This window comes from Bacteroides propionicigenes, assembly GCF_018390535.1.
Classification (GTDB): Bacteria; Bacteroidota; Bacteroidia; order Bacteroidales; family Bacteroidaceae; genus Bacteroides; species Bacteroides propionicigenes.
The window spans coordinates 486,952-510,361 of record NZ_JAHBBW010000001.1 but is presented as its reverse complement, the minus strand read 5'-3'; the positions used below and the strand labels follow the sequence as shown (position 1 = coordinate 510,361).

General features: G+C 46.7%; 19 protein-coding genes. 13 read left to right on the top strand and 6 right to left on the bottom strand.

All coding sequences use genetic code 11. The annotated features are described in order from the left end of the window. Positions 1-8 precede the first annotated feature (8 nt). The 3 genes from lipA to KG118_RS02285 form a co-directional block, all read right to left on the bottom strand. Positions 9-878, bottom strand: coding sequence for a lipoyl synthase (gene lipA / locus KG118_RS02295; RefSeq protein ID WP_117711113.1), 870 nt, complete (start codon positions 876-878; stop codon positions 9-11). After that, positions 875-3,094 (bottom strand): S9 family peptidase, encoded by a 2,220-nt coding sequence (locus tag KG118_RS02290; RefSeq protein ID WP_117711114.1) that lies wholly within the window; start codon positions 3,092-3,094, stop codon positions 875-877. Before KG118_RS02290 ends, lipA begins: the two co-directional genes overlap by 4 nt. A gap of 78 nt (positions 3,095-3,172) precedes the next feature. After that, positions 3,173-4,330 (bottom strand): MFS transporter, encoded by a 1,158-nt coding sequence (locus tag KG118_RS02285; RefSeq protein WP_117711115.1) that lies wholly within the window; start codon positions 4,328-4,330, stop codon positions 3,173-3,175. A 149-nt stretch (positions 4,331-4,479) separates the two neighbouring features. Here KG118_RS02285 and KG118_RS02280 point away from each other — a divergent pair, with 149 nt between their 5' ends. The 3 genes from KG118_RS02280 to nagB all read left to right on the top strand — a co-directional run bounded on the left by KG118_RS02280 (position 4,480) and on the right by nagB (position 7,522). Next, the gene (locus KG118_RS02280; RefSeq protein WP_117711244.1) at positions 4,480-5,406 is read left to right on the top strand and encodes a TIGR01212 family radical SAM protein; all 927 of its coding nucleotides are present in this window, start codon (positions 4,480-4,482) and stop codon (positions 5,404-5,406) included. Between the two features lie 63 nt (positions 5,407-5,469). Beyond that, the gene (locus KG118_RS02275) at positions 5,470-6,669 is read left to right on the top strand and encodes an FprA family A-type flavoprotein (RefSeq protein WP_117711116.1); all 1,200 of its coding nucleotides are present in this window, start codon (positions 5,470-5,472) and stop codon (positions 6,667-6,669) included. Between the two features lie 40 nt (positions 6,670-6,709). Beyond that, a complete protein-coding gene (nagB, locus tag KG118_RS02270; RefSeq protein ID WP_117711117.1) occupies positions 6,710-7,522 on the top strand; it encodes a glucosamine-6-phosphate deaminase in 813 nt (270 codons plus the stop codon). 187 nt (positions 7,523-7,709) lie between these two features. On the opposite strand, the gene KG118_RS02265 is transcribed toward nagB, so the two are convergent. The 3 genes from KG118_RS02265 to KG118_RS02255 form a co-directional block, all read right to left on the bottom strand. Next, positions 7,710-8,324 (bottom strand): L-threonylcarbamoyladenylate synthase, encoded by a 615-nt coding sequence (locus tag KG118_RS02265; RefSeq protein WP_117711118.1) that lies wholly within the window; start codon positions 8,322-8,324, stop codon positions 7,710-7,712. Between the two features lie 63 nt (positions 8,325-8,387). Continuing rightward, positions 8,388-10,130: an ATP-dependent DNA helicase gene (locus tag KG118_RS02260; RefSeq protein WP_117711119.1), complete on the bottom strand. Its 1,743-nt coding sequence runs from the start codon at positions 10,128-10,130 to the stop codon at positions 8,388-8,390. Positions 10,131-10,133: 3 nt separating this feature from the next. Then, a complete protein-coding gene (locus KG118_RS02255) occupies positions 10,134-10,928 on the bottom strand; it encodes a Cof-type HAD-IIB family hydrolase (protein ID WP_117711120.1) in 795 nt (264 codons plus the stop codon). 108 nt (positions 10,929-11,036) lie between these two features. Between KG118_RS02255 and KG118_RS02250 the strand changes: the two genes are divergently transcribed. The 10 genes from KG118_RS02250 (at position 11,037) to ccsA (ending at position 23,247) form a co-directional block, all read left to right on the top strand. After that, complete coding sequence (locus KG118_RS02250; RefSeq protein WP_117711121.1) at positions 11,037-11,930, top strand: prenyltransferase; 894 nt, start codon at positions 11,037-11,039, stop codon at positions 11,928-11,930. Next, positions 11,927-12,544, top strand: coding sequence for a CPBP family intramembrane glutamic endopeptidase (locus tag KG118_RS02245; protein WP_117711122.1), 618 nt, complete (start codon positions 11,927-11,929; stop codon positions 12,542-12,544). Before KG118_RS02250 ends, KG118_RS02245 begins: the two co-directional genes overlap by 4 nt. 15 nt (positions 12,545-12,559) lie before the next feature. Continuing rightward, positions 12,560-13,741: a MalY/PatB family protein gene (locus KG118_RS02240; RefSeq protein WP_117711123.1), complete on the top strand. Its 1,182-nt coding sequence runs from the start codon at positions 12,560-12,562 to the stop codon at positions 13,739-13,741. Positions 13,742-13,918: 177 nt separating this feature from the next. Further along, positions 13,919-15,295: a hypothetical protein gene (locus KG118_RS02235; protein ID WP_117711124.1), complete on the top strand. Its 1,377-nt coding sequence runs from the start codon at positions 13,919-13,921 to the stop codon at positions 15,293-15,295. A gap of 23 nt (positions 15,296-15,318) precedes the next feature. Beyond that, positions 15,319-16,554: an imelysin family protein gene (locus KG118_RS02230; protein WP_117711125.1), complete on the top strand. Its 1,236-nt coding sequence runs from the start codon at positions 15,319-15,321 to the stop codon at positions 16,552-16,554. A 19-nt stretch (positions 16,555-16,573) separates the two neighbouring features. Next, positions 16,574-18,007 carry a di-heme oxidoredictase family protein gene (locus tag KG118_RS02225; protein WP_117711126.1) on the top strand — a complete coding sequence of 478 codons (1,434 nt, stop codon included), beginning with the start codon at positions 16,574-16,576 and terminating at the stop codon, positions 18,005-18,007. A 43-nt stretch (positions 18,008-18,050) separates the two neighbouring features. After that, positions 18,051-19,262 (top strand): porin, encoded by a 1,212-nt coding sequence (locus tag KG118_RS02220; protein ID WP_117711127.1) that lies wholly within the window; start codon positions 18,051-18,053, stop codon positions 19,260-19,262. 23 nt (positions 19,263-19,285) lie between these two features. Further along, entirely contained in the window at positions 19,286-19,990 is a 705-nt protein-coding gene (locus KG118_RS02215; RefSeq protein WP_117711128.1) for a hypothetical protein, read from the top strand. A gap of 33 nt (positions 19,991-20,023) precedes the next feature. Next, on the top strand, positions 20,024-21,172 hold the full coding sequence (locus KG118_RS02210) for a Rid family hydrolase (RefSeq protein WP_117711129.1): 1,149 nt from the start codon (positions 20,024-20,026) through the stop codon (positions 21,170-21,172). 11 nt (positions 21,173-21,183) lie between these two features. Beyond that, positions 21,184-23,247, top strand: coding sequence for a cytochrome c biogenesis protein CcsA (gene ccsA / locus KG118_RS02205; protein WP_117711130.1), 2,064 nt, complete (start codon positions 21,184-21,186; stop codon positions 23,245-23,247). Positions 23,248-23,410: the final 163 nt, after the last annotated feature.

Sequence of the window (23,410 nt, the reverse complement as noted above, 5' to 3'; positions counted from 1 at the left end):
AATGTTCTTTATTTCATCCTTTTTTGTAAATATTGGGTTGATTTTTCTGCATGATAGGAGGAGCGTACTAATGGTGCACTTTCTACTTGAGTGAATCCTTTCTTTAATCCGAGTTCTTTGTAAGCGGCGAATTGGGCGGGGGTAACGTATTCGGCTACCGCATAATGTTTATGTGTAGGTTGCAGGTATTGTCCGATAGTGAGAATATGGCAGCCCGCATTGCGCAGGTCGTCCATTAATTCCTCCACTTCGTCCGGAGTTTCTCCAAGACCGACCATGATACCGGATTTGGTGGTAGTACCGCTTGCGGATATTTGTCGCAGTACTTCGAGACTGGTTTCGTAGCGGGCTGCACTTCGTACCAACGGGCTGATGCGTTTCACTGTCTCCATATTGTGGGAGATAATGTCCGGTCGGGCTGCAATAACCATGTTCACCAGTTCCTTTCTGCCTTGAAAGTCGGGTATCAATACTTCGACGGTTGTCTCCGGATTGAGGCGTTTGATTTCAAGGATGGTTTGCGCCCAATGGGCAGCGCCGAGGTCAGGCAAATCATCCCTGTCCACAGAGGTGACCACGGCGTGCGAGAGTTTCATTAAGGCGATGGACTCGGCTACGTGTACCGGCTCTTGCGGATCGAGAGGCATAGGCTTGCCTGTTTGCGTATTACAGAATTTGCAGCAACGGGTACAGATGTCTCCGCCTATCATGAAGGTGGCTGTACCCCTTCCCCAACATTCTCCCATATTAGGACAACGCCCGCTACTGCAGATAGTGTGCAGGCAGTGGGATTCTACAATACGTTTTGTCTCGGTGTAACGTTCGTTGGCGCCGATACTTATTTTGAGCCATTCCGGCTTGCGTATTCTTTCGCTCATTTATTTTTCAACTCCCGATTAAAGAAATTCGTCAATTTGGTATACAGGTGCAAGCGGGTATTACCACCGAATATACTATGGTTGCGGTTGGTGTAAACCTGCATATCAAACTGCTTGCCAAGCTGTACGAGATGTTCGGCATATTCCGCACAATTCTGGAAATGGACATTATCATCGGCCATGCCATGTACCAATAACAGATTGCCATGCAAATTGTTGGCACGGGTAAAGGCGGATGAGGCTTTATAACCTTCGGCATTCTCTTTCGGGGTACGCATGAAGCGTTCACCGTATACGGTATCGTAATAGTTCCAGTCGGTGACAGGGGCAACGGCAACACCTGCCTTGAACACAGGAGTTCCTTCGCTCATGCTCATAATAGTCATATATCCGCCATAGCTCCAGCCCCAGATGCCGATACGCTCTTTGTCCACGTAGGGCTGGCGTCCTAAATACAGGGCGGTTTCCACTTGGTCTTTGGCTTCTTTGATGCCGAGATTCAGATAAGTGCCTTTGGCGAACTCCGCACCGCGTCCGCCTGTTCCGCGTCCGTCTACACACACCACGACATAACCTTGTGATGCCATATAGGTTTCCCAGCTTATGCCGAACTTGTCAAGGACCTGTTGTGAACCCGGACCGCTGTATTGATACATCAGAACCGGATACTTCTTGCCGGAGGAGAAGTTTGTCGGTTTCATCATCCAGCCATTCAGGGTAGCGCCGTCGGAGGTTTGGAAAGAGAAAAATTCTTTTTTCGGCATATCATATCCTCTTAGCTTTTGTTTTAAGGCGGCATTGTCTACGAGCGTGGTAAGTGTCTTGCCGGTATTGTCATTCAGGGTAATGACAGTCGGAGTGTCCAGATTGGAGTAACGGTTCATGAAATACTTCATATCTGTACTGAACTGCGCACTGTTTGTGCCGGTCTGTGATGATAATTTAGTCTTTTTTCCCTTACGGTCTATTTTGTAGATAGCGCTACGTAGCGGGCTTTCTTCATTGCTGCTGTAATAGAAGCTGCCGTCTTCGGGGGCATAGCCCAAGAAGTCCTGTATCTCATAGGAACCGGAGGTGACTTGCTTGATGAGGTTCCCGGCTATGCTGTACCAGTACAAGTGGTTATATCCGCTTTTTTCGCTTACAAAGCTGAAGTTTTCCGGATAAAAGATGATGTTGTCGAATACATTCTCGCGGATATACGTATCGCTTTCGTCACGCACCGCCAGCTTGCAGACAGTGCTGCGAGGATCGGCAAAGTACAGGTCGAACCTGTTTTGGTGGCGGTTCAGCGTCATGATGGCAAGCTTGTTCGGGTCTTGCGTAAAACGGATGCGGGGAATATATCCTCCTTCTTCCAACGGAAGATTGATTTTACGGGTTACTTTAGACTTGATGTCAAACGTATGTACAGATACTTTTGAGTTCTTTTCACCCGTCTTGGGATATTTATAGGTATACTCACCCGGATATTTTTCATAAGGAGCGATATGGGGCGCTTCTCCCGCAAATACCGGGAAAGTATAAGACGGAACTTCCCGTTCGTCAAAACGGATGAATGCCAACATCTTGCTGTCGGGGCTGAATTCCAATGCACGGTTAAAAGAGAATTCTTCTTCGTACACCCAATCGGGGATGCCGTTCAGCACTTCATTGCGTTTGCCGTCTTCGGTCACTTGGCTTTCGCTGTTGCCGTAGAGGAGTTTTACAAGGAAGATGTTATTGTCGCGCACAAAAGCCACTTGGAATCCGTCGGGCGAAAAGACCGGCACCTGTTGCGGTCCGCCGTCGGACAGTTTCTCTACTACATTGTTTATCTTACCGTCCAGATTTCGTTTCAGGCTATATATATAATGTACTGCCGTATAAGAATGACGGTAGATAGGAGTCGTTTCCGTTGCGATAAGCAGCTTGCTGCCGTCCGGAGCAAAGCTGTAGCTGTCGAACTTCTTAAACGGGCATTCGCGGGCGGTGGCGGCATCGAACAATACTTCCACCGGTTTGCCTGTTTTGAAAGAGTATTTGATGATTTGCGTCTTGTCCGCATTCATTTGCGAATAGTGCTCTCCATCTCCCGGAATAGGGATTACGCCTGAAATACTTTGAGGGGTAAACTCTCCGGATACAATTTCTTTTAAATCGAGTGGTTTGCCGCTTTGGGCAAAACTTGCCAGCGTATAAAGGCAGAAAAGAAGTGCAAAACTTATCTTTTTCATATCTCTTAATTCGGTTATTGGGTACAAATATACGATAAAGCGGAAATCTAATCTAATTAATAAATGATAATTTCCCTTTTATCGTTTGCGGGGAACACGCAGGAAGATGATAAGCATGACTACGAGCGAGCCTATCATCATATAAGGATAAAGTGCTATGCCATTGTCGTATACGGAAATCATGCCCATCAGTCCGTTCATGCAAGTCTGCCCTACAAGTGCTATGGCAAGCGCTATGCTGAAAGCCGTGCCGGACAGTGCCGGATAGCGTGTGCCCAGTATGCTGAGTATGACGGGGTAAGTGGGTGACAGCCCCATTCCTATCAAAACCATGCCTGTTGCAGCCCGCAGGAATCCCGGGGATGCGGTCAACAGTCCGAAGCCTATTGCCGTGAGTATAAGGCTGTAAGGCAATACTTTTGCAGGTTGTACTTTCTTGAAAATCACGATTTGCAGCATACGTGCTATGGTAAGTCCCGCAACCATGCAGGTCAATACAATCAGTGCTCTGTTGGCGGGAATGTCAGTCATCCTCCCCAAATAGCTTGTAGACCAGTTATTGCACACTCCTTCAATTCCGCTTTGGAAGAAAAGGACAAGGCTGAGTAGCAGTAAGGCGCTTTCTTTTAACAGTCCCAATCCCTCTTTTACCGGAAAACCTTGCGCCTGCTTGGGAGTGGGAAAGCGTACCGGGATGCAGAACAGTATTCCTGCCAGCATGATAAGGCCTATGCCTTGCAGGATAGTTTCAAAAGAGTAATATTCTGATAAAATACCCAAAAGGCTTGGTATGCCTAATGCTCCCAAACCGTAGAACATTCCCAAAAAGCTGAGTCGCGAACCTTTTTCCGATTCACCTGAGATGTCGGACACCAGCGCATTGGTTTCTCCGTTGAGGATGCCGCCTCCCAAACCTATGCCCACTATGGAGACCTGAAGGAGCGGAACACTCCTGAAGAATATCAAACCCTCCACGCCCAGCAGCACAATGATGCATCCGGGCACAAGCAAGGCTTTATGTCCGAAGCGGTCGACAATGGGACCGAAAATTACAGAGCCTATCAGCATGCCCAAAGGCAGGAAAGTTACTAACGATGTTGCTTGCAATCCGCTCAACCCCAATTTGGATACGAGGGCGGGTAAGACCGAACCTAATGTAATCATTGAAACGCCGAAGAAACACATCCCGATGCATGCAGCAGTAAATACAAGGTTTTTGTGATAACTGTTACTCATACTCTTAGAGGTTAATTGATAAAGGTTGTATGCAAAGCTATGAATTTATTTTAGTTTTCCAATAAGAACCCTTTACTTCGAAGGGAATGAAATGAATATTTCTTATTACGAAGAAAAAAACTTATTTTTGCTTCTAAATGAAAAAACCGATGAATGTGACACCCCTTTATAATGAATTTCCTCTGTTTTTGAAACGTTATTTTCCATATAAGGTACAGAAAATTTCGTTGAATGCCGGTTTTACCTGTCCCAATCGTGACGGGAACAAAGGGTATGGCGGCTGTACCTATTGCAATAACCAGACTTTTAACCCGGATTATTGCCGTACCGAAAAATCCATCACCCGGCAATTGGAAGAGGGGAAGCATTTCTTTGCCCATAAGTATCCGGAAATGAAGTATCTTGCCTATTTTCAAGCCTATACCAATACCTATGGCGAATTGGAATCTTTGAAGCGAAAGTATGAAGAAGCGTTGTCGGTAGATGGGGTAGTGGGACTGGTAATCGGTACCCGTCCGGATTGTATGCCCGATGACCTGCTCCGGTATTTGGAAAGTATCAATAAGCATACTTTTCTTTTGGTGGAATACGGCATCGAAAGCACTTGTGACGAAACGCTTCGCCGCATTAACCGCGGACATACTTTTCAAACCACTGTTGATGCAGTGGAAAGGACGGCGGCTTGCGGCATATTGACCGGCGGACATATAATTTTGGGGCTACCGGGTGAGACTCACCAAAGCATCGTGGCGCAGGCGCAAGATTTGTCAGGTTTGCCGATTACTACGCTGAAAATGCATCAGTTACAATTGATACGCGGCACCCGTATGGCTTTGGAATATGAACGGAGTCCTGAAGATTTCCATCTCTTCGGCGTAGAGGAATATATTGAACTTGTGGTAGATTATGTGGAACATCTTCGTCCGGATATTGTCTTGGAGCGTTTTGTCTCGCAATCTCCTAAAGATTTGCTTATCGCACCCGACTGGGGACTGAAAAATTATGAATTTAACCATCGGGTTCAAAAAAGAATGAAAGAACTTGATGCATATCAGGGGAAGAAGTATGAAATGTGAGAAAAAAGCCTTATTTTTGCCGCAGTTAAATATGGAATCAATCTAAATTAGAAGATAATAACAATGAACCCAAAAACAGTGATAAAAGGAAAAATCCACTACGTGGGAGTGAATGACCGCAATAAGCATTTGTTTGAAGGTATGTGGCCGTTGCCTTACGGAGTATCTTACAACTCCTACCTGATAGACGATGAAACAGTTGCATTGGTTGATACGGTAGATATTTGTTACTTTGAGGTATATCTTCGGAAAATAAAGAGCATAATCGGTGATCGCCCTATCCAGTATCTCATCATCAACCATATGGAACCGGACCATTCCGGCTCTATCCGCTTAATCAAACAGCATTATCCCGACATTATTATTGTTGGCAACAAACAGACTTTCGGAATGATAGAGGGATTTTATGGCGTGACGGGTGAGCAATATATGGTGAAAGACGAAGATTTTCTTGCTTTAGGACACCATAAACTTCGTTTCTACATGACTCCCATGGTGCACTGGCCCGAAACGATGATGACGTTTGACGAAACGGACGGCGTGCTCTTTTCCGGTGACGGATTCGGCTGTTTCGGCACGCTTGACGGCGGCTTCCTTGATACACGCATGAATCTGGACAAGTATTGGGACGAGATGGTTCGTTATTATTCCAATATCGTAGGCAAGTACGGCTCTCCTGTGCAGAAGGCGCTGGCAAAACTGGGCGGGCTGCCCATCTCCACCATCTGTTCCACTCACGGACCGGTGTGGACGGATAACATTGCCAAAGTAATCGGCATCTACGACCGCCTGAGCCGCTATGCAGCCGAGGAGGGTGTTGTCATCGCTTACGGTTCCATGTACGGCAATACCGAACAAATGGCAGAGGCAATCGCTGCGGAACTTTCAGTACAAGGCATCAAGAACATCGTGATGCACAATGTCAGCAAAAGCAATCCTTCTTACATCATAGCCGATATATTCAAGTACCGGGGTCTGATAATCGGAAGCCCCACTTACAGCAACCAGATTTATCCGGAAATAGAATCGCTGCTTTCCAAGATATTGGTGCGCGAAGTGAAAGGTCGCTATCTGGGTTATTTCGGTTCCTTCTGCTGGGCAGGTGCGGCTGTGAAGCGTATGGGTGAATTTGCTGAAAAGAGTAAGTTTGAAATCGTAGGCGATCCGGTGGAAATGAAACAAGCCATGAAGGACATTACCTATGAGCAATGCGAGAATTTGGCACGCGCCATGGCAGAGCGTTTGAAGAAAGACAGAAAATGACAATAAACCTCCAATTTATTAACCTAATAAAATAATCGTAATGAGACTAATCATTCAACCGGATTATCAATCCGTATCACAGTGGGCGGCACATTATGTAGCCGCTAAGATTAAAGCCGCTAATCCGACACCTGAGAAACCGTTCGTACTGGGATGCCCTACAGGTTCTTCACCTCTGGGTATGTACAAAGCCTTAATCGACCTGAACAAGAAGGGTATTGTATCTTTCCAGAATGTAGTGACTTTCAACATGGACGAATATGTAGGCTTGCCGAAGGAACATCCCGAAAGCTACTATTCTTTTATGTGGAACAATTTTTTCAGCCACATCGACATCAGGCCGGAAAATACCAATATACTGAACGGCAACGCTGCCGACCTCGATGCGGAGTGTGCACGTTATGAAGAAAAAATAAAATCTTATGGCGGAATTGACCTCTTCATGGGCGGCATTGGTCCTGACGGGCACATTGCTTTCAACGAACCGGGGTCTTCTTTGTCATCGCGTACTCGCCAAAAGACTCTGACTACCGACACTATCATTGCCAACTCTCGTTTCTTTGACAATGATGTGAATAAAGTGCCCAAAACATCTCTGACAGTGGGTGTAGGTACTGTGCTCAGCGCAAGAGAAGTCATGATTATTGTAAACGGTCATAACAAAGCCCGCGCTCTTTATCATGCAGTGGAAGGTCCTGTGATGCAGATGTGGACTATCAGCGCTCTGCAAATGCATGAAAAAGGAATCATCGTTTGTGACGATGCCGCTACCGCAGAACTGAAAGTCGGTACATACCGTTATTTCAAGGACATTGAGGCAGATCATCTTGACCCGGCTTCTTTGCTGAAATAATAAGGAAATAGTAGATAGATAAAGAGCTGCCCGTTTTCTCGTTGTGAGAGGAACGGGCAGCTCTATTTTTATTGCTCTACACTTCTGCCGTTTGGCTACTTTTATTTTGTTTAGTAAAACGTGACCGGCGATTTACTAAATCTCCGAGCACGTTTTACTAAATTGTTGGTCACGTTTTAGTAAATTGTTATCCTTCGTCCAACCGGCCTTTTCCTTGACGTACGATTTCTGCTTCGCCACTGGTGCAGTCTACTATTGTAGAGCCTTCGATACCGCCTATGCCGCCGTCTATTACCAAGTCTACGATGTTACCGAATTTCTCATTAATCAGTTCGGGGTCGGTACAATATTCAATGTCTTCGCTTTCTTCGTAAGGGAGGGTGGTAGTCATGATAGGGGCATCCAACAGGCGTGCCAGTTCTTGAATAATCGGACTGTCGGGCATACGGATTCCCACCTCCTTGCGGTTGCGAAAAATCTTCGGCAGACGGACAGTGCCGTTCAGGATGAAGGTGAACGCACCCGGCAGGTTGCGTTTCATCAGTTTGAACGTATTGTTGTCGAATTTGGCATATTCGCTGATGCTGCTCAGGTTGTAGCAGATGATAGAAAGATTATTCTTTTTCGGGTCAATGTCCTTGAGTTGGCAGATGCGTTCTATTGCACGTTCTTTCAATCCGTGGCAACCAATGGCATACATAGTATCGGTAGGGTAGATGATGATGCCGCCGTCATTCAGGATGTCGATTACTTGCTGTAAATCTGCCGGATTGTTATTCTTTTCATAAAGTTTCAGAAGCATGATACTATGGGATTAATAAGTTGGGTGTAAAAATACTTGTTAATATTCTCAAAAGCAAGAGAATCATCTTTTTAGCATCTCTTTCTCTAATTTTTTAATCTTCTTCCATGCCTCTTTGAATTTGGGGCAGAGAGCAACAGCCTTTTCGTAATTCTTCATGGCGGCTTCTTTCATCTCCAGTTTAAGGCACTCGTCACCCATAATGATGTATTCGCGGGCGTATTTCACCAGTGTCTTTTCTTTCTCTACGGCTGCCTGTTTCAGGGCGCGGTTTTCTTCGCGCAATTGATTGATAATATTCAGTTTTTTACGGATAAGACGTTGCACAACAGGTTTTTCAATGTCGTAACGGGAATGGATGGCTTTAAAAAACTCACCGAGGAAAGTATCAAAATCTCCTTTGTCGAATGCTTTGGTCGCTGCTGCGTATTGTACGTCTGCCTGTGCCTGTTTCAAGGCGCGGTCAATAGCTTGGCGATTGTTGAAACGTTCGGCAAATCCTATGATTTCGGGGCGTACAAATACATCGGCGCGGCTGACGGGTTTCTTCAGTTGTATTCCTTCCAGAGAGGTACATCGGCTAAGCGCTACGTATGCTTGTCCGCCTGCAAACACTCCACCTGTGAAGTCGACAACTACCCGGCTGAACGTCAGTCCCTGACTTTTGTGGACAGTGATGGCCCATGCCAGCCGTACGGGATATTGGGTGAAAGTTCCTAATTCTTCTTCTTCAATCTGCTTTTTGCTCTCATTGTATTTATAGCGGATGTTTCGCCATGATTCCCGTTTCACGTCACATTCCTTGCCATCGTCCGTAATGACATAGAGCGTCTCTTCAATGGGGTCGAAGCCGCTGACGATGCCGATTGTGCCGTTTACCCACCGGCGGTCGAAATCATTCTTTATAAAAATGATTTGTGCACCCGGTTTGAGTATCAATTCCTGCGAGGTGGGGAGACTGCTTTCGGGGAAGTCGCCCATGATTTCACCATGGAATGTTACGGGCTCTCCGGGCAGTTCGGTAAGTTTCTTGTCGTTGATATAGTCCACGTTGTCGCGGCGGGTGGCGAGAGTGATGTACATATCGGCTTCGGACTGTTCTATCTGTGTGCCATAGCGGGTGTTGAGCAGTTGCAAGTCGGCAGCCCCCACCGTATTGTTTCGTATGTGGTCCAGTACGCTGACAAATGCTTTATCGGTCTGGCGATAGACAGTCTGCAGTTCGATGGATACAAGGTCTATTTGGTTGAAGACTCTTGCAGAGAAAAAATAGGGGGTGGGGTAGAAACGGTTCAGTATTTCCCGTTCATCTCCTTTCACCACCGGTTCCAGCTGAAAGACGTCACCTACCAGTAAGATTTGTTTTCCGCCGAAAGGTTCCCGCAGATTGCGTGAGTAGACACGTAAAATGCGGTCGACGGCATCGATAATGTCTGCCCGCACCATCGAAATTTCATCGATGATAACCAATTCCAGTTCTTCAAGTAACTTGCGGTGCGGCTTGGTATATTTAAAGAATTCGTGGATGCGTCCCCGCTGCAGACTGAAATTAGGGTCATCGGGCAGAAGTGGATAGAACGGCAGTTTGAAGAAACTGTGCAATGTGCTTCCTCCCGCATTGATGGCGGCGATTCCCGTAGGCGCCAGCACTACGTGCTTCTTCTTGGTATGTGCGCAGATATACCGGAGAAAGGTTGATTTGCCCGTACCCGCTTTCCCCGTCAGGAAAACAGACTGGCGGGTGTACTGTATGAGGTTCAAAGCGTCTTGAAACTCCTTGTTTTGGGTATCGGGTACGAAAGACATGATTCAACTTTCAATTATCCCGTATCGCTTTAGCGCATTGGCTATGCCGTGGTCATCAACACTTGTGGTGACATAATCGGCTACGGCTTTTACATCGTCTTTGGCATTCCCCATGGCTACTCCGATGCCGGCATGGCGCAACATGCTGATGTCGTTTCCGCCATCACCGAACGCCATTGTCTCTTCCTTACGAATGCCGAAATGCCGGATTATTTCGTCAATGCCCCGCTGTTTGGTATTTCCTTTGGCGGTAACGTCGACAAATGCGGGATGCCAGCGCCCCATCTCGCAGTTGGGAATGGAAGGCAGTATGGTTTGCTCTTCTTCAATAGTGATAAAAGGTGTAAGCTGGTAATACTCCTTGTTTGAATGGTTGCTTGTATAGGGTTCTGATGCAATAGGGTCTGTCTTGAGCTGATTATTGAATATCTCTGTTACGATTTCGCCGGGCTGGTTTACGTAAATATCTTGTTCGCCTACCAGTATGCAGGGGATATTGCGTTCGTGGCAGAAACTTGTCAGCGCATCTACTTCGGCTGTCGGAACGGGGCTTTTGTAAATAACGGTATTATCCACAAAACAATAGGCGCCATTCATGGTGATGTAGCCGTCTATCAGTCCTCGCTCCTGCAGGGCGGCGAGGTTATTGATGATGACGCGTGGACGTCCGGTAGAAATGAATATCTGTATGCCTTTGGCTTTAGCGGCTTCCAGCGCTTCAATGGTGGAAACGGGAATTTGGTGGGTTTTGAAGCTCACCAGTGTACCGTCAATGTCAAAAAACAGAGCTTTAATCATATAGGTCTCTTTTAAATTGGTTGGCAAATGTACTCAAAAGCGAAGATATTTCGTACTTTTGCATACAATTTTGTTCAGCGCATTTAAAATCAAAAACTCAAATATATAATGAAGAAACATTCTTTTAAAGACTGGATGATAGCTGTACGTCCGTGGTCGTTCCCGGCTTCGGCCATGCCGGTGGTGGTGACGCTGGCCTATTTGTTTTGGATGAAGGAAGATATAAACTGGGCGAACGGTATATGGGCTTTGTTGAATATCATTGTCTTTCATGCCGCCGGAAATACTTGGAGTGATTATTTCGACTATAAGCAAGGAGTTGATATGAAAGACACGTTTGGCGCAAAGACGCTGACGGACAATATGTTTACTCCTAAGGAAATATACCGTTTGTCGTTAACCCTGCTTTTGGTGGCCCTTGCCGGAGGCCTCGGATTATTGTGGCGCACCGGTTTTCCCTTGTTGTATATCGGCTTGGGCGGTGCGGCGTGTGCGCTTCTCTATCCGCCGCTGAAGTATAATGCGTTGGGAGATGTCGTTATCTTCATGGCTTACGCTTTCTTGCCTACTTTGGGGACTGCCTATGTCTCTACCGGAGTCTTTCTGTGGGACGTTCTGTGGATAGCACTTCCCGTAGGATTGATTACGGTGGCAATCCTGCATGCCAATAATACCCGCGATATGCAGACCGACGCCCGGGCAAGCATCAAGACATTGGCAATGGAATTGGGAGGAAAGACTTCTGTGATTCTTTATTGCGCGGAGATATTGTTTCCTTTCGGTTGGGTTGCCGGTTGCGTAGCTACCGGAACTTTTCCTTTATGGACTTTGTTGGTTTTGCTTGTATTGGTTCCTGCCGTCGGCAATGTTCGTGTCATGTCCCGGTTTTCCGGGAAGGGTGTTGCCGCTATCGCCAATTTGGATGAAATGACGGCAAAACTCCAGTTATTGTTTAGTTTGGTATTTGCTTTATCATTTGTTATAGCCGGTTTATTCGTATGAAGAAATTAGTTTTTACTATTGTGTTGGCAGCTATATTGTGGACTGTCATGTTTTCACCGTGGACGGCGCCTACCGTTAACTTTTGGTGGATGATGACCGGTTCCGCACTGACCTTATCTGTTTTTGCCACTTTGTTTAACCCCGGCTGGTGGCGGGGGGTGAAATGGAGTATTCCCAATGTTTTGCTGGGCGTTGGCATTGCCGTTGCTTTATGGATGGTTTTCTGGGTAGGAGATAAGGTTTCCGCTTGGATGTTCGACTTTGCCCGCCCGCAGGTAGATTCCATTTACGGTATGAAAGAAGGCGAGTCTCCCTGGTTGCTGGCTGCCTTGATGCTGGTGTTGATAGGCCCTGCAGAAGAAATCTTTTGGCGGGGATACGTACAACGCACGCTTTCCGAACGTTGGAAGAATCCCGATACAGGCTTTGCGGTGGCTACGGCTTTGTATGCGTTGGTGCATGCCGGCTCTTGCAATTTCATGCTTATCATGGCAGCATTGGTGGCAGGCATAGTGTGGGGAGCGCTTTACCGTTTCTTTCCGAATAGGTTTGCCGCTATTATCCTGTCGCATTCTTTGTGGGATGTGGCTGTGTTTATCTTTTTCCCTATTTAAAATTACTTGAACCTTATGAAGTATAATTTTGATGAAGTGATTGAACGCCGCGGTACGGATTCCGTAAAGTGGGATGGCGTGGAGAGTGTGTGGGGGCGTAATGATTTGCTTCCCATGTGGGTGGCGGATATGGATTTCCGTACACCGCCTTTTGTAATGGATGCTTTGCGCCGTCGTCTAGACCATGCGGTTTTGGGATATACTTTCGCCTGTGAGGAGTGGTATACCTCTGTTTGCAGTTGGTTGCACCGACGTCATCAATGGGATATTACGCGTGATATGCTGACGTTTGTTCCCGGAATTGTGCGCGGACAAGCCTTTGCCTTGCAATGCTTTACCAAGCCGGGAGATAAGGTGATGGTAATGACTCCGGTATATCATCCTTTCTTTTTGGTGACCGAACGTTTGGGGCGTGAAGCCGTCTACTCGCCGCTTGATTTGTACGACGGGCATTATCATATTGACTTCGACCGTTTCGCTAAGGATATTCAAGGATGCAGGGCGCTCATTCTTTGTAATCCTCATAATCCCGGCGGGCGTGTCTGGACGGTTGAGGAATTACGTCGTATAGCCGCTGTCTGCAAGGATAGCGGAACCATGGTCATATCCGATGAGATACATGCGGATTTGACTTTACCGCCCTACAAGCATCATCCTTTTGCCACAGTTTCCGAGACTGCTGCGGAGATTTCTCTTACCTTTATGGCTCCCAGTAAGGCTTTTAATATGCCGGGATTGGGCAGTTCTTATGCCATAGCGGTGAACGAGGATATTCGCCATCGTTTCCGGGAATTTATGGAGGCGGGCGAGTTCAGCGAAGGACATTTGCTGGCTTATATCGGTGCTGCGGCTGCCTATACGCATGGAGAAGAGTGGTTGGAACAACTGCTCGAATATATACAAGGCAATATAGACTTTACGGAAAATTATCTGAGAGAGCATATTCCGGGCATCGGCATGATACGCCCGCAGGCTTCTTACCTTATTTTTCTGGATTGTCGCGGATTGGGGTTGCCGCAAGAAGAGTTGGTACGGCTCTTTGTGGAAAAAGCCCGCTTGGCGCTGAATGACGGGACGATGTTCGGCAAACCGGGGGAAGGCTTCATGCGGCTGAATGTCGGCTGCCCCCGTTCGGTTCTGCAAAAGGCTTTGCAACAGTTATCCGCAGCGGTTAATGAAGGAAAGGCAAAGATATAAAGCTTAAATACTTATCCTCACAGTTGATCCCTATTGCAAAACGCAATGGGGATTTTTTTTGCCTTGATGAGGCATACCTACTTGTGATTATCTTATCTTCAATTTATACTCTGTTTTAGGTATTGTTACCATTTTTAACAACCTCTACCTTTGTCCCAACAAAAATTAAGATAAAAGATGGGAAAATTAACGAGCTTATTTACACTATGTTTTTTGTTGTCGGCAGGTGCTCTGTGGGCGGGTGAACCCGATAAGGCAAGCGCCGGGACAGAGAGTACCGGGAGTACGTTGAAAAAAGAAAAGACAAGCGCTTCGGATGATAGCAGCTACAAGAAATTCCGTTTCGGCGGATATGGAGAAATGGTAGCCAGTTTTAAGGACTATGGCATCAATCGCTTCTTTGGTGGTAATCGGGGTAATTCGGACGATCATCGCAACACAATCGCCATTCCGCGTTTTGTGTTGGCATTCGATTATAAGTTTAACTCCAAATGGGTGTTGGGAGCTGAGATAGAGTTTGAGTCCGGTGGTACGGGTACGGCTGTGGAGTTGGAGAATTCAGAAAATGGAGAGTACGAGACGGAAATAGAAAAAGGTGGTGAAGTTGCTTTGGAACAATTTCACATAACACGTTTGATACACCCGGCATTCAATGTACGTGCCGGACATATGATTGTTCCTGTGGGACTTACCAATACGCACCATGAGCCCGTCAACTTCTTCGGAACTTATCGTCCCGAAGGTGAGACGAGTATTCTTCCCTCTACATGGCATGAAACTGGTATTGAGTTCTTCGGTACTTTCGGAAAGGGGTATGCCACGTTTGATTATCAGGCTTTGATTGTGGCAGGTTTGAATGCTAATGGATTCGACCGTAATAATTGGGTTGCAGGTGGAAAACAGGGATTCTTTGAAGTCGATAATTTTACTTCTCCCGCTTATGTTGCTCGTTTGGACTATAGAGGAGTACCGGGTCTGCGTATAGGCGGATCTTTTTATTATTGTGCCAATACGGCATCCAATTCTGATAAAATAGCCACTTATGCCGGAGTAAAAGCGCCGTTGCGTATTTATACAGTCGATGGTCAGTATAAGAACAAGTATGTCACGGCGCGTACGAATTTTGTATTTGGAAATCTGACAGGTTCTACCGCAATTAGCAATAAGAATAAAGGTTTATCCAATTCCTCTCCTTATACCCGTGTGGTACAGGTAGCGAAGAAAGCGGTGAGTTATGCCGGAGAGGTCGGCATTAATCTCCGTTCTATTTGCAATGATAACAGGAAAGTCCCCGTAATCTATCCGTTTGTCCGTTACGAATATTACAATCCTCAGGAAGAGGGAGAAAAAGGACAGCTTCCTATGGATAAGAGAAATCAGGTGAGTATGTGGACTGCCGGTCTGAACTGGTATGCATTGCCTAATCTGGTAGTGAAGGCTGATTATATGACCCGGCAAATAGGTACGGGCAAGGTATTCGGTAAAGGTAAATACAACAGTGAAAATGAATTCTCTATCGGCATCGCTTACGTCGGTTGGTTTATTAAGAAATAGCATATTAATCTCAAATAATAACGATGAAAATGAAAAAGTATTTTTTGTATGTTGCAGCTTTTATGCTGTCTTTGGGCGGAATGATGTCCGCATGTAGTGACGATGATGACCTCACCAAGGGAAATGGTAATGGTGCTGTAGAAGAAATCAACATTACCAAGGATAATGCGGCAAATTGGTATAGCTACATGATTAATGTCGCAAATCTGTTGAAAGAAGATGCCACTACGCTTTACGATGATTGGAATACCGGATATAAAGGGGGAGCTTCTTATGCTTCAATTTTTAAAAGTCATAATAATTCCGCTTACTTCGGTACTGCCAACAACTGCGTTCGGCAAATAATTGAAGGTTGTTGGGATATAGCCAATGAGGTAGGTGACGCCAAAATCGGAGACCCTTATGATTTGTATGCAAGTGGAAAAACACAAGATGCCCTTTATGCTGTGGAGTCTTGGTTCAGCTGGCATTCTCGTGAAGATTATTCAAATAACATCATTTCTATTTATAGTGCCATTTGCGGTACAAGAAATGTGAAAGTGAGCAATGATGTAATGGATTTGGCAAGCTCGGAAATTGCTGCAAACTCTATTTATAATGTAGTCAAAGCTAACAATAACGAAGGATTGGCAGACGCTACTCGCGAGGCTATTAAGAAAGCCTATGATGCAATTTTGGCTATTCCTGCTCCTTTCCGCAGTCATATTAACAGTGCGGAAGCATTGGCAGCCCAAGATGCTTGTGCGGATTTGGCTATTCTTTTGAATAATAAATTACTTCCGGAGATTACTCAAAAGCAGGATATATATAATGATGCGGCACTGAATGAGGTGGTAAATACTTATGTGGATGATGTTGTACTCCCTACTTACAAGGATTTGAAAGACGAAGTTGCTGTCTTATTGGAAAAAGTAAGTGCTTTACAGAAAAATCCGACGGATACGAATTTTAAGGCAGCTGCAGCCCAATGGATTATAGCCCGTAAACCTTGGGAAACAAGTGAAGCGTTCCTGTTTGGCCCTGTTGCCGATAATGGCTTGGACCCCAATATGGATAGTTGGCCGTTGGATGCGGATGCGATTGTCAATATCTTGAATTCGGGAGATTTCACCAAGTTACAATGGAACGGTGAATTCATTACCGATGAGAACGGCGACCCCGTAGAGAGTATTGCATCCGCTCAGAATGTCCGCGGTTTCCATACATTGGAATTCCTTCTTTTCAAGGATGGTAATCCTCGTACAGCACCTGCCGAGTAAAAAATAAACTCTGTTGCTTATGAGATATTTAGAAAAGCGTTTGTTCCCGTTGTTGCTTGGCTCGCTGCTTTGCTGTGCTTGTGAGGGCGATACTTATGATATATTGGATATAGAAGTGCCGAGCGGTTATGAGTTATCTGCCGGTACCGCCACTGTATTTATGCGTTCTTCCAAGGCTTATGACACTCCGGCCAACTGGGTGACGGGAGTCTATAACTCACGTTTCAATAACGGAGACGGACTTTACGACGATGTCCGTACCAGCACTAACGGAACGGGAGGCGGTTTAGGCCCTGTCTATGCCGGATATTCCTGCGGCAGTTGCCATCATAACGCAGGTCGTACACGTCCTACATTGTGGAGTGAGGGAGGGTCGGGCAGTAGCGGTTTCTCTTCTATGCTGATATACATTACCCGCAAGAACGGCGCTTTCTTTCCCAACTACGGGCGTGTACTTCACGACCAGTCCATTTATGGCGTAAAGGCGGAAGGAAAGCTGAAAGTGGAATATATTTATCAGGATTTTAAGTTTCCTGACGGTACTCCTTATCAGCTTGCCAAGCCCGTTTATACGATAACGGACTGGTATGCGGAAGAAATAAAACCGGAAGATTTGTTCTGTACGGTTCGTATTCCCTTGCGGCATGTGGGAATGGGACAGATGATGGCGCTTGACCCGAAAGAGATTGAGGCGCTTGCCGCTAAAAGCAATTATCCCGAATATGGCATTAGCGGGCGCTGTAATTACATTACGGAGAAAGGCGTGAAAAGTTTGGGATTGTCGGGCAACAAGGCCCAGCATGCGGATTTGACCGTGGAATTGGGCTTTTCCAGCGACTTGGGAGTTACCAACAGCCGTTATCCGGAGGAAATTTGTGAAGGGCAATTGCAAATGGATCAGGGCAGCATGATGGGACTGTCCTATGATAAGCTGGATGTATCAGCGGAGGATATGGAGGACGTAGACCTCTATTTGCAATGCTTGGGTGTACCGGCCCGTCGCAATGTGGATGACGAACAGGTTAGCAAAGGTGAGCGGAAGTTCTATGAAGCCAAATGCCACCTTTGCCATATCACTACATTGCATACCAAACCGCGTGGCAGTTCTTTGTTGATGGGGACGCAGCTCCCGTGGCTGGGTAGCCAAACCATTCATCCGTATTCGGATTTTTTGCTTCATGATATGGGTTCGGAAATTATGGGTGTGGGATTGAACGACAATTATGTCAGCGGTCTGGCACGCGGCAATGAATGGCGTACCACTCCGTTGTGGGGCATCGGCTTGCAGGAGATTGTGAACGGACATACCTATTTCTTGCACGACGGGCGTGCCCGCAACCTGGTTGAGGCCATTATGTGGCATGGCGGTGAGGCGGAGGCTTCCAAGAATCTGTTTAAGAATATGAGTAAAGAAGACCGTGATGCACTGATTGCATTTATCAATTCACTGTAACAACAAGTTACATAGTATTTAAAATGAGAAACGATATAATCGTATGAAGAAATTAATATTATTGGCTTCGCTTGCTGCTATGCCGTTGATAGCAATGGCGCAGCACGAAGAAGATACGGAGAATGGCGTGGTGTCATTGGCCGGAAGGGAGGGCTTTACTATTTCCAGCAAGAGAGGCGACTTTGTTTTCAAACCCTATTTGCTGGTACAGACAAGTGCCAATCTGAATTGGTATGATGATGAAGGCTTGGACAAGGCTTATAATCAGGATAACTTCGCCAACTCCGGTTTCTCAGTGCCTTATGCGGTACTGGGTTTTACGGGTAAGGCTTTCGGAAAAGTGTCTTTCAACCTTTCCATCAATGCGGCGGCCGGCGGTGGCGCTTTGTTGCAGCAGGCTTGGTTTGATGTGCAGTTCAGGAAGCAGCTGGCATTGCGCGTAGGTAAGTTCAAGACACCTTTCTCGCATTCCTACCTGACTACGTTGGGCGAAACATTGTTGCCGCAGTTGCCTGTCTCGCTGACATCTTCCGTCATCATGCCTTATTCGCTGAACGCTGTTACTCCGAATATGGCTACCGGCTTTGACTTGGGCGTGGAACTGCACGGACTGGTAGGCGAGAAGTTTGGCTATGAGGTAGGCCTGTTCAATGGTACGGGAATTTCCGTGAATACAGCGTCAAAAACTATCAGTGACGACTGGCATATACCTTCTTTGCTTTATGCGGGCCGTCTGACTTATATGCCTAAGGGAGTGATGCCTTCCACGCAAGGTAATCCGAACCGCCTGAATGAAGACAAGATGCTTTTCGGCTTGTCCGGTTCTATCAATGTAGAGAGTGAAAATGAGAGTACAAACGATACGCGTGTCGGTTTGGAGTTTGCCATGTTGAAGAACAAGCTTTATCTGGCTGCCGAGGCGTACTATATGAATGTAGGGTTCACCAAGCGGCAGAAGATTGATGAGACGTACCATTATTTGGGCGGTTACGTGCAGGGAGGTTATTTTGTGGCTCCCCGTGTTCAGGCGGCCGCACGCTACGACTTCTTCAACCGTAACGGTACCGGTGACGACGGCTTCCTGAATATGCCGGCTGTGGGTATGAATTATTTCTTCAAAGGTTGCAACTTGAAGTTGCAGGCTATGTATCAGTATATAGCCCGTTGGGGACATGACACACAGCTTGACCGCGATAATGATAACTTGGGGCTGGCTACGCATTCCGCTACCGTTTTGCTGCAATATACATTCTAACAGATTGAAGAAAGGATTTATCTATGAAGAACTATATTCTTTTCTTATCGCTGTTCATGTTCGTTTTCGCTTCTTGCGATGAGGGCAGGCTTTATCAGGACAGGCTTATCGTGCCGGAAGAAGGGCGTGTGGTGAAGCTGCATGTGAATATGAGCGGAGTGGATACATGGCCGGACGGCTACACGGTGGTTCTTGCGGGTTTCAATGCCGGTAAGGAGTATTCGCTGATAGCAAAATCCATCCCGAACAACGGTGATGTGGACATGGTAATGGCGGGTATAGGTGAAGACGTCACTTCCATCGAACTTTGCGTGACGAACCGTATTCGTGAACGTGTCTATTCATTTTACACACAGGACTTCTCGACAGTGAATGCCGATACCACCCGGGTGGATGCCGGAACAATCAATGCGGGTATGTTCAATGCCATTCAGCAGGGTATTTTTCTCGGTAAGTCGTGTGTAGGTTGTCATGGAACCAGTACGACTGCCGCTGCCAACCTGGATTTGAAAGAGGGTGTCAGTTATAAGAACCTTGTGAACAGTCCGTCTGTCATAATGCCCGAATGGATGCGTGTTAATCCGGGTAATTCCGATGAAAGTATGTTGTATCAAATACTTTCCTCCCCTATAAGCAAAGAGTGGGGACACGATCATTCGCGGGATATAGAATCGTCTATAACGCTTGATATGCTTAAAGACTGGATAGACTCCGGCGCCAAAGAATAACTTCTATCAACAACAACGAAAAAAGATATTGTTATGAACAATAAACAACAAAAGCCAACAGAAAAGACCTCCGCTGAAATCTTTGAATATAATGTGGAAAATGGCGTTTCGGAATATCATGTGATGATTCATGCGCGTTGTCCGGAAGATACATACGAGCAGCAATTGAATGCAGTGGTGAATGCCTATTTCACTTTGCTCGAAGGGGAGCTTCATGGTGCTGTTGCCGTTTTCAAACGTTATTTTCTGAGCGATGCCGCCAATCAATCGGATATGCTGTTGGCGCTTACTACCGAGAGTTCGGATTGCGCGCTTTCCATTGTGGAACAGCCACCGTTGGACGGCTCTAAAATAGCCTTGTGGGCATACCTGCAGTCCGGAGTACAGACAAGAGTGCTTCACAACGGGCTGTTTGAGGTGAAGCATGGCGCTTACCGTCATCTCTGGAGCGGCAATGCCTTTAATCGTGCGGCCAACTCCGAATATCAAACCCGTTTGTTGCTGAATGACTATGTGATGCAGCTCATGGAACAGGGATGCAAATTGGCGGACAACTGTATTCGTACGTGGTTCTTTGTGCAGAATGTAGACGTGAACTATGCTGGAGTGGTGAAAGCCCGCAACGAAGTGTTTGTTACGCAAAACCTGACCGAGAAGACGCATTACATATCGAGTACCGGTATCGGCGGTCGCCATGCCGATTCGAGAGTGTCTGTGCAGATGGACGCGTATGCCGTCGACGGGATAAAGCCCGGACAAGTTCATTTCCTGTATGCGCCTGCACATTTGAATCCTACTTATGAGTATGGTGTCAGTTTTGAGCGTGGCACGTATGTGGATTACGGCGACCGCCGGCAGGTCTTTATCTCCGGTACGGCAAGTATCAATAATAAAGGCGAGGTGGTGCATCCGGGAAACATCCGTAAGCAGACCGAACGTATGTGGGGAAATGTGGAGGCTCTTCTGAAAGAGGCCGGTTGCACATTCGCCGACTTGGGACAGATGATTGTATACCTGCGTGATATGGCGGATTATACTGTGGTGAAAGAAATGTACGACAAACGTTTTCCCGCTACTCCCAAAGTGTTTGTCCATGCGCCTGTATGCCGTCCGGGCTGGCTGATAGAAATGGAGTGTATGGGTGTGAGGAGATTTGAGAATAAGGAGTATGCCCCTTTCTAAAGAACTGACTGATGCTTCGTAATTTGAAACGATTGTTTGTAACTATATATATCTGCCTCGTATGCTTGCTTGCCATAGCTACATTTTTGGAGCAGGCGTACGGGACGGATTTTATAGAAAAGTATATATATCATGCTTTTTGGTTTTGTTGTGTCTGGGGGATTCTGGCCGTTGCGGCTATTATGGCATCAGTTGGAAAGCGGCTGCGGAAGTTTCTCCCTGCGTTGTTGTTGCATGGCTCCTTCCTCGTGATTTTGGCGGGAGCCATGATTACGTTTGCCGGCGGCAGGAAAGGGTATGTACATCTTATTGTAGGGAACAAGGTAAGCAGTTTTGTGGAACAGGAGAGCCGCCGAGAGATAGATTTACCCTTTACATTGCTTTTGGACAGCTTTCGGGTGGAATACTATCCCGGTACGGAAGCCCCCGCGGACTATATCAGCCATATCCGCATTTTACGGCCGGGGCAGGGTGCGGACAGTTCCTCTTGCAGCCGCACAGTTTCCATGAACCGCATTTTGTCAGAGCAAGGTTTCCGCTTCTATCAGTCGTCTTTTGATGAAGACAAGCAGGGCAGTTGGCTGACAGTGAATCACGACCCTTGGGGAATAGGAATTACTTATGTGGGATACATCCTGTTGGGTATCTCTATGATTGGAATACTTTTCAGCCGCAAGGGAGAATTTCGCAGGTTGATGAATCATCCGCTACTTAAAAAGGGGGGCGTGCTCTGTCTTTTGCTGTTGGCGGGGAATATGCAGGTACAGGGGCGGACGCTTCCGGTCTTAAACATCAGGCAGGCGGACAGTCTGGCTTCCGAGCAGGTTATTTATCATGACAGGGTGGTACCTTTCAATACCCTTGCCCGTGATTTTGTGATGAAGTTGACGGGACGGGCGTCTTATGCGGGTTTAACTCCCGAACAGGTTATCGGCGGCTGGTTGCTGCGTCCGGAAGTGTGGCGGTACGAACCGATGATTTACATTAAGAACCGGGAACTATGCCGTTTGTTGAACTTGAAAACGTCTTATGCTTCTGTGACCGACTTGTTTGACGGACAGCGGTATCGCTTGCAGGACTTCTGGCAGGGTGGGCGGGAAACCGGTCGGAAAATGTCTCCTTTGGAAAAGGCAATCGTAGAAACGGACGAAAAGGTGGGATTGATTCTGATGCTTCAAAAGGGCACCTTGATTCGCCCTCTGCCTAAGGACGGCAGTGTAAAGCCGTTGTCATTGTCGAAGGTACGTGCAGAACTAATCTACAACCGCATCCCTTTCAGTAAATGCCTGTTCATGTTCAATCTGACGGTTGGTTTGCTGGCATTCTTCCATTTGGTATATTGCGGTCTGCGCCGTTCTTCGGAGCGGAGCGCTTTGTCACGCCGGATAAGCCGTTTGTTTGTGGTAGCCCTTTATGCGGCATTCCTTTTCCAGCTCCTCGGATATGGTCTGCGCTGGTATGTGGGCGGGCGTATTCCGTTGAGCAATGGATATGAGACGATGCAGTTTATGGCCTTGTGCACACTGCTGTTGGCATGCTTGTTTCGCTGCAGGTTTCCGTTTACGGTTCCTTTTGGCTTTCTGCTTTCGGGATTTTCGTTGCTGGTTGCCTATTTGGGGCAGATGAATCCGCAGATTACCCCTTTGATGCCTGTACTTGTGTCTCCTTGGCTCAGTATGCACGTTTCACTGATAATGATGTCCTATGCGCTGTTCGCCTTTATGATGCTGAACGGAATACTTGCTTTGTGCATTCGCAGGCACGGGAAGATGCTGATGCTCCTCAGTCGTCTTCTGCTTTATCCGGCGAACTTCTTCTTGGGTGCGGGCATCTTTATGGGGGCTGTCTGGGCAAATGTGTCGTGGGGACGGTATTGGGCATGGGACCCTAAGGAGGTTTGGGCGTTGATTACGTTCCTTGTGTACGGAATGGCGTTTCACTTGAAGAGCCTGCCCGCTTTCCGCAGGCCGTTGTTCTTTCATATCTATATGATTGCGGCTTTTCTTACGGTATTGATGACTTATTTCGGAGTGAATTACATCTTGGGTGGAATGCACAGTTATGCAAATGCCTGATTAAAAAGATGATGTTACCTATTTATAATGACTGCCGCTCTTTATTATACCTATATCGGGTGATTGCGGCATCGGGATGGATGCCGTATCTTTGCAACATCAGATTTAAAGAATGAATTAGTTAGTCATAATTACGTAACCACTTTTATGAAGATAAAAGGAT